Consider the following 11706-nt stretch of genomic DNA (forward strand, 5'->3'; position numbering starts at 1 on the left):
ATTTAGGCAAGCGGCAAGCGCAGCACGAAACAGGCGCCGCCGCCGGGGTGTTCGGTGCAGCGCACCGTGCCGCCGTGCACGGTGGCGATCTGCCGCACCAGTGCCAATCCCAAGCCCACGCCACCGGCATGCTCGGCGTGCCCGGGCAGTCGGCTAAACGGCTCGAAGATGCGCTCGCGCCAGTCGGCAGGCACGCCCGGACCGCGATCGCAGATCCACACTTCGACAGCGTCGGCATCGGCCCGGATGGATACCTGTGGCGAGGTGTCGGGGGCGTACCGGCGCGCGTTGTCCAGCAGATTGCGCACGGCGCGCCGCAGCAGCCGCTCGTCGCCCGACACCGTCAGTGTCTCCCCGCTAACCATGGCGCCAACCGCCTGCGCTTCGGCGGCCACCAGCGCCAGCAGGTCCACCTGCGTGCGCGCCACGGCCGGTGCTGCGTCCAGCCGCGCCGACAGCAGCACCTCCTCCACCAGCGCATCCAATTCGGCCAGATTGCGCTGCGCTTCGGCCAGGTGGCGCGGGCGCGCCGGGTCGTCCTTGTTGGCCTCGATCAGATCCAACGCCAGGCGCAGGCGCGCCAGCGGGGAGCGCAGCTCGTGCGACGCATTGGCCAACAGGCGCTGCTGCGCACGCACCAGCGCTTCGATGCGCTCGGCCGTGGCGTTGAAGCTGGAGGCCAGCGCCGCCACCTCATCCGTTCCCTGCACCGGTACGCGCCGTCCCAGGTCCCCGTCGCCAAAGGCTTGCACCCCAGCGCGCAGTGCTTCCAGTCGCGCGGTCAGCGAACGGGCCACCGGGTAGGCGGCCAGCCCGACGAGGATCAGCAGCCCCAGCAACGACAGCGCCACCCAGGCCATCCGCTGCTCGGGCGGTGCGTCGGCCTGCAACAGCGGTTCCAGCACCGGGTCGGCCCACCCTCCGGCCCAGTCGACCCACGCCGCCTGTTCTTCGGCGCGCTGCCACTCGGCGTGCCAGTGAAACGCCAGCAGCGCCAGCGCCGCAAACACCGCCAGCGCCGCCAGCAGTGCCAGATAGATGCGCAGGTACAACCGCGTCATCGCATCCTCAGGCCGGTTCACCGTCGCTGCCGCGCGCCAGCATGTAGCCTGTACCGCGCACAGTCAGGATACGGCGTGGCTGCCGCGGGTCGTCCTCGATCGCGGCGCGGATGCGCGAAATATGCACGTCGATCGAGCGGTCGAACGCGTCCTGGGGATGTCCCTTGAGCGCATCCATAATCTGGTCGCGCGTCAGCACCCGTCCGGCGTGGCGGGCCAGCACCGCCAGCAGCTGGAACTGGTACGGGGTGATGTCACACGCGCGCCCATGCACGCGCGCCTGCAGCGCCCCCAGATCGAGCTCCAGGTCACCTACCCGTAGCACTTCGGGTGCTGTGGCCCCGTGGGCGCGCCGCAGCAGCGCGCGCAGCCGCGCCAGCAGCTCGCGCGCCTCGAAGGGCTTGGCCAGATAGTCGTCTGCCCCCAGCTCCAACCCCACCACGCGGTCCGCCGGCTCGCCACGGGCCGTCAACATCAAAATGGGCAGACTGCGTGTGCGCGGCTGCGCGCGCAGGGTACGGCACAGATCCAGCCCGTCGCCGTCGGGCAGCATCAGATCCAGCACCAGGGCATGCGGCAGAACACCGGTACGCAAGGCCAGTTCACCCTGGCGCAGCGTAGGGGCGTGCTTCACCTGCCAACCCGCCTGGCCGCTCAGGTATTCCGCCAGCATCGCCACCAGGCGACTGTCGTCGTCAACGATCAGGATGGTAGCGGTGGCGTTCATGGGGAGGCATACCGTGGCGGTGAGCACCGTCGGCGCGGCGCTGCATGCGTTCGGCCCAGCGCTGGCGCTGCTCGGGTGTCAGCACCCGGGCGCTGTCGATCATGAAGCGGTTCATACGCGCCGTCAACGCGTCGTGCCAGGCGAGTTCGCGCTGGCGCAGCGCCTCCAGTGCGGCCTCATCCAGCGTCGCCGCGCCCAGCAGCTGGTGACGTTCCTGGCGCAGCGTGCGTCCCTGCTCGCGCAGCGCCTGCAGGTCGGTGCGCGCGGCTTGCGCCAGCGCCCGCAGCTGCTCGCGCTGTGCTGGCTGCAGATCCAACCCGCGCGCCAGGTGCTCGACCATGCGGTCGGCCGAAGCGTCGCCGGCCACGGGATGGGCCGCGTGGGCGCCCAGGCCACCGACAAACGGTCTGGGCAGGTCTGCTGGGCCCGCAGCCCAGGCGGCGATGCAAACACACGACAGCGCGGCCGCCGCCACGGTGCGGCGCCAGCCCCTGCAGCAGTCAAACGATGGATTCATGATGGGTCTCCTTGACAACAGTGCGACACAGGCAGCCGTTTACGGCGGCGTGGCCGCCGACACCATCGGCGGCCCTCACCGGCATGGGGCCCGGGGGCTTGCCACGCGCGGCAACCCTATCCCGAAGCACGGCCAACCAGCACAGGATGCGCGCCGCATGTCAAGGAGCTATGCGTGCTGCGTAAAGAAGTGTCAAGCGCAATCAATACTGCCGCGCCGGCAGCGTCACGGTCAGCCCGTCGAGCGCCGGGGTCAGCGCAATCTGGCAGCTCAGCCGACTGTTGGGCCGCCGCTCGTCGGCGGTGTAGTCAAGCATCGTGTCCTCGTCCGCCGACGGTGGTGGCAGCTGCGCGCACCAGGGCTCGTCCACATAGACGTGGCAGGTCGCGCAGGTCAGCACCCCGCCACAGTCGGCGGCGATGCCGTCCACCCCCGCGTCCAGCGCCGCCTTCATCAGGCTGCGGCCGTCGGCGGGTACCTCGACTTCCCGGTCCTGCAGCGGGCCGTTCGGGCCTGGGGTGATGAAGCGCACCGTGATCACGGGCCCACCCGCTCAGTTCAGCGCCATGCTGAGCTTGCGCCGGTAGCGCGACACCAGCTCGGCCTGCGGATCTTGCGCCGCCGCGCTGTGACCGGCTACCTCGATGCCGCTGGCGCTCTTGCCCGGGGTACTGTTTTCCTGCGGTGGCGGCGTCAACAGCTCCAGCAGCGCCACCATCGTCTTGCGCGGGGCCTCGTCGGCCCACTTTTTGTCGCGCATGATGATCTCGAGCAGCTCATCCATCGCTGCCGTCCATTCGCCCTGGGCAATCAGCACGCGCGCTTTGGCGAAGCGGGTTTCGAAATCGCGCCGGTTGGCAGCAATGAGCTCGTCAAAGCGCGCCAGCGCCCACTGGCCGCGCGGGTCGTTGCGCACGAACTCCAGCGCATCGAGCCACTGCTGCAGCGCCTGAAAGCGCAGCGGCACCGGAATTTTGGCCAGCGCCGGGGCCAGCGCGGCTGCCGCCTCCTCCAGCCGGCCCAATTCGATCAACAGCCGCACCAGGTCGTAGCGCACATCGTCGTTGTCTGGCGCTTGCGCCAGGGCGTCGCGCAGGTGCGCCAGGGCGGCGTCATGGTTTCCGGTGGCCGCAGCCTGCAGCGCCTCGACCCGTTCGGCCTGCGCCTGCAAAGCGGTTTCGCTGGGCACATGCCGGTCCAGAAAGGCCTTGATCTGACCCTCTGGCAACGCGCCCATGAACCCGTCCACGGGCTGCCCGCCGACGAACAGAATGCAGGTGGGGATGCTGCGAATCTGGAAGTAGGCGGCCAGCTGTTGCTCGTCCTCGGTGTTGACCTTGACCAGTTTGAAGCGGCCGCCGTAGGCCTGCTCGACTCTTTCCAGGACCGGTCCGAGCACCTTGCAGGGGCCGCACCACGGTGCCCAAAAGTCCACCAACACCGGTGTCTGCAGGCTGGCCTGCAGCACTTCCGCTTCGAAATTGGCCAAGGTTACGTCGATCATGGTCGGCAGTGTCCGTTTCTCTAGAATGTCGGGATCGTTCCCCCGGGGTCGCCATGTCCAACAGCAACGTCCAGGTCGGTGTCGTCATGGGGTCCAGCAGCGACTGGGACACCATGCGGCATGCGGTTGCCATTTTCCAACAGTTCGGCATCGCGCACGAGGCGCGCGTGGTCTCGGCGCACCGCATGCCGGATGATATGTTCGCTTACGCCGAAGCGGCCGAGGCGCGCGGTCTGCGCGCCATCGTCGCGGGGGCAGGGGGCGCCGCCCACCTGCCGGGCATGCTGGCCGCCAAGACGACGGTGCCAGTGCTGGGTGTGCCGGTGCCCAGCCGCCATTTGCAGGGGGTCGATTCGCTGCATTCGATCGTGCAGATGCCCAAGGGGGTGCCGGTGGCCACGTTTGCCATCGGCGCGGCGGGCGCGGCCAATGCAGCGTTGTTCGTGGTAGCCATGCTGGCGACGCATGATCCGGACCTGCGCGCCAAGCTGCAGACGTTTCGCGCTGAGCAAACGGCGGCGGCGCGCGCCATGACCCTACCGGCGGAGACCAGCCCGTGAGCGGCGCACCCCTGCTGCCCGGGCCCGTGCCCTTTGCCAGCCGAGCCGCCACGCTGGGCGTGATGGGGGGTGGGCAGCTCGGACGCATGTTCGTACACGCCGCGCAGGCCATGGGTTACGCGGTGGCGGTGCTGGATCCCGACCCTGCCAGCCCCGCCGGCCGGGTGGCGGATTACCACATCACCACCGCCTACGATGACGAGGCGGGGCTGGCGCAGCTGATGCAGCGCTGCGAAGCCATCACCACCGAATTCGAAAACGTGCCAGCCGCGGCGCTGACCACGCTAGCCGCGCAGCGCCGCGTCGCCCCTGGGGCACAGGCGGTGGCTGTCGCACAGGACCGCATCGCCGAAAAAACCCACTTCGAGCGCTGCGCGGTACAAACCGGCGTCGGGCCGGCACCGTGGCAGGCCATTCGCAGCGCCGACGACCTGGCCCGGGTGCCCGATACCCTGCTGCCCGGGCTGCTCAAAACCGCCCGCCTGGGCTATGACGGCAAGGGACAGGTCGCGGTCGACGACCGCACTCAGTTGGCTGCGGCGTGGGCGCAGCTGGGGCAGATGCCGTGCGTGCTGGAAAAACGCCTGCCGCTGCGTGCCGAGTGGTCGGTGATTCTGGCGCGCGGGGCGGACGGCCAGACCGTGCATTTCCCGCTGCAGTGCAACCGGCACCGGCAGGGTATCCTGGCCGTGACCGAGACTTGTCCCGAACCGTCAGGCAGCACGCGTGCGCTGGTCGAACAGGCCATCGCGGCCACGCGTGCCGTTGCCGCCGACCTGCAGTATGTGGGCGTGCTGTGTGTGGAGTTTTTCGTCGTCGATGACGGGTCGGCGCACGGGCAGCTGGTGGTCAACGAAATGGCGCCGCGCCCACACAACAGCGGGCACTACACCATCGACGCCTGTGACGTGTCGCAGTTCGAGCTGCAGGTGCGCACACTGGCCGGTCTGCCCCTGGTGTCGCCGCGCCTACACAGCGCCGCCGTGATGCTGAACCTGCTGGGCGATTGCTGGTGGCGCAACGGCCGCCCTCATACCCCCGACTGGCCCCGCGTGCTGGCCCTGCCCGGCGTACATCTGCACCTGTACGGCAAGCTGCAAGCGCGTCCTGGACGCAAGATGGGCCACCTGACGGTGACCGCGGCCGACCTACCGCAAGCCCGCGCTGTGGCCCTGCAAGCCGCGGCGTTGTTGGGTATCGAACCATGGCCCGGCTCGTGAGCACACAAGGAGATGCCTTGCCTGCCGCGTTGGCGCAGGCGGTGCAGCGGCTGCGCGCCGGCACGCTGGTGGGCTTGCCCACCGAGACCGTCTATGGGCTGGCCGCGGACGCTGACCGGGCCGATGCAGTGGCACGCATCTATGGCGCCAAAGGAAGACCGTCTGACCATCCGTTGATCGTCCACGTCGTCGCCGAGCCAGCGGCTGCGCGGGCCGCAGCGCTGGCGCATTACGCGCAGGATGTACCGGCATTTGCACAGCGGCTGATGGACGCCTTCTGGCCCGGGCCGCTGACGCTGATCCTGCCGCGCCGCCCGGGCGTAGCCGAGCGGGCCGCAGCAGGGCAGGACAGCATCGGGCTGCGCTGTCCGGCTCACCCGGTGGCACAGGCGCTGCTGCGCGCCTGTGCCAACGCCGGCATCCTTGGGCTGGCCGCACCGAGCGCCAACCGCTTCGGCCGCGTCAGCCCAACGCGGGCCGAACACGTGCTCGACGAGCTGGAAGCGGTGCTGGATGACGAGCAGCTGCTGGTGCTGGACGCCGGCGCGTGTCCGGTCGGCATCGAATCCACCATCGTCGACGCCACACGCAAGCAGCCGGTGCTGCTGCGTCCAGGCATGATCACGCGCGCCCAGCTGGAAGCGGCGGCCGGCCTGCCGGTGGCCGACCGCGATGCGCAGGCACCGCGCGCCTCGGGAATGCTGGCGTCGCACTATGCACCACGCGCGCGGGTGCGCTTGATGGCCGCCGACGAACTGCAGACCGCGCTCGATCTGCTGGGCGCCCAAGCCCCCCGCCTGGCGGTCTATCACCGCAGTCCGTTGCGTTGCGCCAGCGCGCGGGTGCGGCTGCAGCGCATGCCCGACGATGCCCAGGCCTGTGCTCACGAGCTGTTTGCCGTGCTGCGTGCGCTCGATGACGGCGAGACGACCCTGATTTGGGTCGAGCGACCGCCTGCCGACGCGGCCTGGGATGGGGTGCGCGACCGCCTACAGCGCGCGGCAGCGTGAGCCGTAGCGCAGCCGCATCACCAAAATGGCGCCGGCCAGCACCAGCGTCACCGCATTGGCCGCGACAATGGGCCAAGCGCGCAGCAGCCATCCATACACCAGCCACAGCGCCACGCCGATGGTAAAAATCACGTACATGCCTAGCGAGATCGCGGCCACATCCTTGGTGCGCCAAGTACGCCAGGCTTGGGGCACGAAACTGACCGTCGTCAGGATGGCAGCCAGCGAGCCAATGGCGTCGATCCACATGGGTGTCGTCAGCGATAGGGCGCAAGCCCGCTACGGTGGCCGTCAGCGCGCATCCGGCAGCTCGATCTTGACTTCGAGCACCTCGAGGTTGTCGTGGCGCTCCAGATGGACCTTGATATCGTCCGGATGGATCGACACGTACTTGCCGATCACCGCCACCAGCTCGCGCTGCAGCGCTGGCAGATAGTCTGGCTCACTGGCGTTGCGGCCAGCCCGCTCGTGGGCCAAGATGATCTGTAGCCGCTCCTTGGCCACCGCAGCGGTTTTTTTCTTCTCGCCCAACAACAAGGACAGCAGGGACACGGCGCTCACCTCGCAAACAGGCGCTTCAGGAGGCTGGGCTTTTGCGCTTCGATGAAGCGCAGCGGCCGGTCCTGGCCCAAAAAGCGGTCGACTACGTCCTTGTAGGCCTCCGAGACGTCAGTGCCCTGCAGGTGGATTGCGGGCACCCCTTGGTTGGAAGCCTGCAGCACCGCCTCGCTCTCGGGAATGACACCGATCAGGGGAATGCGTAGGATGTCCTGGATATCCTGCAGCGACAGCATCTGACCGTCTTGCACACGGTTGGGGTTGTAGCGTGTGATCAGCAAATGCTCCTTGACCGGCTCGCGTCCCTCGATGGCACGCCGGGTGCGCGAGCTGAGCAGGCCCAAAATGCGGTCCGAGTCGCGCACGGAAGACACCTCGGGGTTGGTCACCACCAACGCCTCGTCAGCGTAGTGCATGGCCATCAACGCCCCGGTCTCGATACCTGCCGGCGAGTCGCAAACAATGTACTCAAACCCCATGCCCGCCAGCTCATTGAGTACACGTTCCACGCCCTCCTGCTTCAAGGCCTCCTTGTCGCGTGTCTGGCTGGCTGCCAGGATATAGAGTGCATCGACCTGTTTGTCGCGGATCAGCGCCTGATTCAGATTGGCTTCACCCTGAATGACGTTGACGAAGTCGTACACCACACGCCGCTCGCAGCCCATGATCAGGTCGAGATTGCGCAGTCCGACGTCAAAGTCGATGACCACCGTCTTGTGCCCCTTGAGAGCCAACCCGGTGGCGAACGAGGCGCTGGTCGTGGTCTTGCCCACGCCGCCTTTGCCGGAGGTGACGACGACGATTTTGGTCATGGAACGTTCCGTATGCAGTAGTCGGTAAACGATAGCGGGTCAGACGAGAGGTTCGAACAGCAGGCGCTCGCCGTCGCCTTCGCGCTGCAGACGCACCTGCGCCGGGCGACCACGCACCTCGTCTGGCCAGGGCGTCTCGGCAGTGCGGTACAGACCGGCAATGGCCACCAGCTCGGCTTCCAGCGCCAGCGCGAAGATGCGCGCATCGGCCTGTCCCCGCGCTCCGGCAATGGCTCGTCCGCGCAGCGGGGCGTAGACGTGCACGTGGCCATCGGCAATCACCTCCGCGCCCGGATTGACCATGGCCAACACCACCAGATCGCGTCCCCGTGCATACACCTGCTGGCCTGAGCGCAACGGCCGATCCACCACCAGCGCCGAAGCCGATGCCTGCGGCATGGCTGGTGCTGGCGGCGGTGGCGGCGACTCGGTGCGCTCGGCTGGGAGCCGCATGCCGTGCGCGCCATGGCTCTCGGTGGCCAGCAGACCAGCGGCGTCAAGAACCGGCTGCCACGTCACAGGAGCCGCCTGGTAGGCCAGCGGCCGCAGGCCCGCACGGCGCAGGGCTTGCAACAACGCCTGCTGCTGCAGCGCCGTGGAGGCAGGTTCGCTCTCCGCCCAGTCGCTAAAGTCCAGCAACAAAGGCTCGTTTTCGAAAAAGCCGCTCGCATCCCCGTAACGATGGTCCAAATCGCGCAGGAGCGCATCGATATCGCTGCCACGCAGCCGCGCCACGACCAGGGGCAACTGGCCGTGGCGAATGTCGATACGGGTGATGGAAGCAGCCGACGTGCGCATGGTCGATGGGTGCGCATCTTAGCAGTGTGCGGGCAGCGGGATAGCGAAGCTGCGCGGGGCGGGCGAGCATACGATATCCCCAACAGTTCAATGATAGGTATCAGCGGTAGTGATTACGGATAGAAGTGCGGGTCCGGTTGGGGATAACCCAAACCTGTTCTTTGATGTCAATGGGTTACGCGGTGTAGGAGGGTGTGCGGTCACGGCGACCAACGTGCGAGCTTGCGCTGCACAACTGGGATGGTCTGGCCCACCGTTGTGGACAACGGGCTGCTTGTTCGGCATCGATCCACACCCTTGTCCAGGTAAAAAAAAGCGCCACAGGGGCACGTGAGTGCACGGTCTGTGTGCTGAGACGGCACTCCGAGTGCGGTGGCGGCTAGCGCAGAGGCGCGGGATGGTGCGTCAATCGGCCACGGTGTAGCCCTCGTCGCGGATTAGCGCCGCTAGGTCGGCGCGTGGCAAGGTCGAGGTCACCACGACGCGGCGCGCGTCGAGGTCCACGGCTACCTGCGCTTGCGCGTCGCGCGCGCGAATGGCGCGCGTGATGGCGTGGATACAGTGTTGGCATGACATGCCGTTGACGGTGAAGGTTTCGGTGTGCATGGTTAAGGGTCCAGCGATGAAGGTATGGAACTCATGATACGGCGCTGCAAGCCGCTTCGCCAGTCGTCCTATGGCCTGGCGCGGCATACTCGCGACATGACGCAAACACCAACCGCAGCGCCGGGGGCGATGCAGTGCGACCTGGGCATTGACGGCATGACGTGCGCCTCGTGTGTGGCGCGTGTGGAGCGCGCGCTGCAGCGGGTTCCGGGAGTGCAGCAGGCCAGCGTCAATCTGGCCACTGGGCAGGCACGAGTCATTGGGCAGCCAGGTGAGGAGGGCGGGCAGGCCTGGCAGGCGCGGCTGGCGCGGGCGGTGCGCGATGCGGGCTATACGCCACGCGCCGCCGACGCCGATGGGTGGCAGGAGGAGCAGCGCCAGCGCGCGCAGCTGCGGCGAGAGGGCCTGTGGGTGGCGGCGGGGCTGTTGCTGGCCGCTCCCTTGGTGTGGCCGATGGTGGCGCTGGCGTGGGGGCAGCACGTGATGCTGCCAGCGCTGTGGCAGTTTCTGTTGGCCACGCCGGTGCAGTTTGGGCTGGGCGCGCGTTTCTATCGCAGCGCTTGGCAGGCGCTGCGCCATGGCAGCGGCAACATGGAGCTGCTGGTGGCCATGGGCACCAGCGCCGCATGGGGCATGAGCGTGTGGCTGTGGTGGCGCGCTGCGCCGGGCGAGCTGCCGCACCTGGCGTTCGAGGCGTCGGCGGTGGTGATTGCGCTGGTGCGGCTGGGTAAATGGCTGGAGTTGCGCGCGCGCCAGCGCACCAGCGCGGCGATCCGGGCGCTGCAGGCGCTGCGGCCCGATACCGCACATCTGCTGCCCGATGGCGTGCGGCGGACCGAAGTGCAGGACATTCCGATCACCGAACTGTTGCCCGGGGATCGGGTGTTGGTGCGCAGTGGCGAGCGCATTCCTGCCGACGGTGTCATCGAGAGCGGCCGCACGCAGGTGGACGAATCGATGCTGACCGGCGAGCCGTTGCCGGTATCTAAACGCGAGGGCGACGCCGTCACCGGCGGCAGCCTCAACGGCGACGGGGCAATCGAAGTGCGCGTCACGGCGGCCGCGGCACAGTCGCTGCTGCAACGCATCATCGCCCTGGTGCAGGATGCGCAGGCCGCCAAGCCCCCGGTGCAGCGCCTGGTCGACCGCGTGGCGGCGGTGTTCGTGCCGCTGGTGCTGGCGGTGGCAGTGGCGACCGCCCTAGGGTGGTGGTGGACAGGTGCCGACATAGAAGGCGCGGTGCTGCATGCGGTGGCGGTGCTGGTGATGGCTTGCCCCTGTGCGCTGGGGCTGGCGACACCCACGGCGATCATGGCCGGAACCGGGGCGGCGGCGCGACATGGCATCCTGGTGCGCGATCCGCAGGCGCTGGAGGCCGCGCAGCGCGTGCGCGTGGTGGCGTTTGACAAAACCGGGACGCTCACCCGCGGCCAGCCGCGCCTGCTGGGGGCGGCGGTGGCACCTGGCGTGGATGCCGAAGCGGCGCTGCGCACTGCGGTGGCTCTGCAGCAGGGTAGCAATCACCCGCTGGCGCAGGCCATGCGATCGGCGTTGGGTGCGGCAACGCTGCCGGATGCAGAGGCGGTGCAGACGGTGCCCGGTTGTGGCGTCATCGGTCGGATCGGTGGGGTCGAACTGGCGCTGGGCAGTTCCGATTGGATGACCGAGCTGCAGGCGAGATGGCCCTCCCAGCCGATGGAGCCGGTGGGGCCCAGCGCCGCATCGGAGGCTGCAGGCGGTGCGGACGGGGAGGGCGACGCAGCGACGACGCGCGCCGTGTTGGCTAGCCGCCATGCCGAGGCGTGGCAGGTGCTAGCCCTGTGGCACTTTGGCGACGAATCCAAGCCCACCGCAGCAGCGGCCATCGCGCAGTTACGCGCCCAGGGCTTGCGGGTGGTGATGATTTCCGGGGACCGGCGTGCAGCGGCCGAGGCCATGGCGCGCCGCATCGGCCTGCGGCCCGAGGCTGGTGAGGTGCACGCGCCGGTGCGACCCGATGAGAAGGCGGCCGCGGTGCGCGCGTTGCGCGCCAGCGGCCCGGTGGCGATGGTTGGTGATGGGATCAATGACGCGCCCGCGCTGGCCGAAGCCGACGTCGGGGTGGCGATGGGCAACGGCACCGACGTGGCGATGCAAACGGCCGGCATCACGCTGCTGCGGGGCGATCCGCTGCTGGTGCCGGCCGCGCTCGACATCGCGCGCCGCACGGTGCGCAAAATCCGACAAAACCTGTTCTGGGCATTCGCCTACAACGTGGCGGGCATCCCGCTGGCGGCGCTGGGCGTGCTCGATCCGGTCTGGGCTGGGGCGGCGATGGCGGCCAGTTCGGTCAG

14 protein-coding genes are annotated in these 11706 nt (G+C 68.6%); 4 read left to right on the top strand and 10 right to left on the bottom strand.

Translation table 11 applies throughout. From position 1 onward, the window contains the following. Positions 1-2: 2 nt before the first annotated feature. The 5 genes from V7Z54_RS08150 to trxA form a co-directional block, all read right to left on the bottom strand. Positions 3-1061, bottom strand: coding sequence for a HAMP domain-containing sensor histidine kinase (locus V7Z54_RS08150; protein WP_334135732.1), 1059 nt, complete (start codon positions 1059-1061; stop codon positions 3-5). 7 nt (positions 1062-1068) lie between these two features. Continuing rightward, positions 1069-1788: a response regulator transcription factor gene (locus V7Z54_RS08155; RefSeq protein WP_334135734.1), complete on the bottom strand. Its 720-nt coding sequence runs from the start codon at positions 1786-1788 to the stop codon at positions 1069-1071. After that, on the bottom strand, positions 1757-2305 hold the full coding sequence (locus tag V7Z54_RS08160) for a Spy/CpxP family protein refolding chaperone (RefSeq protein ID WP_334135736.1): 549 nt from the start codon (positions 2303-2305) through the stop codon (positions 1757-1759). Before V7Z54_RS08160 ends, V7Z54_RS08155 begins: the two co-directional genes overlap by 32 nt. A 202-nt stretch (positions 2306-2507) precedes the next feature. Next, on the bottom strand, positions 2508-2846 hold the full coding sequence (locus V7Z54_RS08165; protein ID WP_443082457.1) for a 2Fe-2S iron-sulfur cluster-binding protein: 339 nt from the start codon (positions 2844-2846) through the stop codon (positions 2508-2510). Between the two features lie 12 nt (positions 2847-2858). After that, on the bottom strand, positions 2859-3809 hold the full coding sequence (gene trxA, locus V7Z54_RS08170; protein ID WP_334135737.1) for a thioredoxin: 951 nt from the start codon (positions 3807-3809) through the stop codon (positions 2859-2861). 53 nt (positions 3810-3862) lie between these two features. Here trxA and purE point away from each other — a divergent pair, with 53 nt between their 5' ends. Genes purE through V7Z54_RS08185 form a run of 3 tightly spaced genes read left to right on the top strand, consistent with a single transcriptional unit; the run spans position 3863 to position 6599 of the window. Further along, complete coding sequence (purE, locus tag V7Z54_RS08175) at positions 3863-4369, top strand: 5-(carboxyamino)imidazole ribonucleotide mutase (RefSeq protein ID WP_334135739.1); 507 nt, start codon at positions 3863-3865, stop codon at positions 4367-4369. Further along, positions 4366-5589 (top strand): 5-(carboxyamino)imidazole ribonucleotide synthase, encoded by a 1224-nt coding sequence (locus tag V7Z54_RS08180; RefSeq protein ID WP_334135740.1) that lies wholly within the window; start codon positions 4366-4368, stop codon positions 5587-5589. Before purE ends, V7Z54_RS08180 begins: the two co-directional genes overlap by 4 nt. Next, entirely contained in the window at positions 5586-6599 is a 1014-nt protein-coding gene (locus V7Z54_RS08185; RefSeq protein ID WP_443082458.1) for an L-threonylcarbamoyladenylate synthase, read from the top strand. Before V7Z54_RS08180 ends, V7Z54_RS08185 begins: the two co-directional genes overlap by 4 nt. Here V7Z54_RS08185 and V7Z54_RS08190 read toward each other — a convergent pair. The 5 genes from V7Z54_RS08190 to V7Z54_RS08210 form a co-directional block, all read right to left on the bottom strand. Next, entirely contained in the window at positions 6579-6848 is a 270-nt protein-coding gene (locus V7Z54_RS08190) for a SemiSWEET transporter (protein ID WP_334135742.1), read from the bottom strand. The genes V7Z54_RS08185 and V7Z54_RS08190 overlap by 21 nt on opposite strands. Before the next feature lie 42 nt (positions 6849-6890). Next, entirely contained in the window at positions 6891-7151 is a 261-nt protein-coding gene (minE, locus tag V7Z54_RS08195) for a cell division topological specificity factor MinE (protein ID WP_334135744.1), read from the bottom strand. 5 nt (positions 7152-7156) lie between these two features. Beyond that, positions 7157-7969, bottom strand: coding sequence for a septum site-determining protein MinD (gene minD / locus V7Z54_RS08200; protein WP_334135746.1), 813 nt, complete (start codon positions 7967-7969; stop codon positions 7157-7159). Positions 7970-8008: 39 nt separating this feature from the next. Further along, positions 8009-8767, bottom strand: a complete 759-nt coding sequence (gene minC, locus V7Z54_RS08205) for a septum site-determining protein MinC (protein WP_334135748.1) — start codon at positions 8765-8767, stop codon at positions 8009-8011. Positions 8768-9172: 405 nt separating this feature from the next. Further along, positions 9173-9373 (bottom strand): heavy-metal-associated domain-containing protein, encoded by a 201-nt coding sequence (locus tag V7Z54_RS08210; RefSeq protein ID WP_334135749.1) that lies wholly within the window; start codon positions 9371-9373, stop codon positions 9173-9175. A gap of 96 nt (positions 9374-9469) precedes the next feature. Here V7Z54_RS08210 and V7Z54_RS08215 point away from each other — a divergent pair. Beyond that, a partial coding sequence (locus V7Z54_RS08215; protein WP_334135750.1) for a heavy metal translocating P-type ATPase occupies positions 9470-11706 on the top strand: 2237 nt, incomplete at its 3' end.

This window comes from Tepidimonas sp., assembly GCF_036824975.1.
Lineage (GTDB): Bacteria > Pseudomonadota > Gammaproteobacteria > Burkholderiales > Burkholderiaceae_C > Tepidimonas.

What these genes read in the sequence shown, in the direction of transcription:
- V7Z54_RS08150 (WP_334135732.1), bottom strand. Translation starts at nt 1,061, where the DNA reads ATGACGCGGTTGTACCTGCGCATCTATCTGGCACTGCTGGCGGCGCTG.
- V7Z54_RS08155 (WP_334135734.1), bottom strand. Translation starts at nt 1,788, where the DNA reads ATGAACGCCACCGCTACCATCCTGATCGTTGACGACGACAGTCGCCTG.
- V7Z54_RS08160 (WP_334135736.1), bottom strand. Translation starts at nt 2,305, where the DNA reads ATGAATCCATCGTTTGACTGCTGCAGGGGCTGGCGCCGCACCGTGGCG.
- trxA (WP_334135737.1), bottom strand. Translation starts at nt 3,809, where the DNA reads ATGATCGACGTAACCTTGGCCAATTTCGAAGCGGAAGTGCTGCAGGCC.
- purE (WP_334135739.1), top strand. Translation starts at nt 3,863, where the DNA reads ATGTCCAACAGCAACGTCCAGGTCGGTGTCGTCATGGGGTCCAGCAGC.
- V7Z54_RS08190 (WP_334135742.1), bottom strand. Translation starts at nt 6,848, where the DNA reads ATGTGGATCGACGCCATTGGCTCGCTGGCTGCCATCCTGACGACGGTC.
- minD (WP_334135746.1), bottom strand. Translation starts at nt 7,969, where the DNA reads ATGACCAAAATCGTCGTCGTCACCTCCGGCAAAGGCGGCGTGGGCAAG.
- minC (WP_334135748.1), bottom strand. Translation starts at nt 8,767, where the DNA reads ATGCGCACGTCGGCTGCTTCCATCACCCGTATCGACATTCGCCACGGC.
- V7Z54_RS08210 (WP_334135749.1), bottom strand. Translation starts at nt 9,373, where the DNA reads ATGCACACCGAAACCTTCACCGTCAACGGCATGTCATGCCAACACTGT.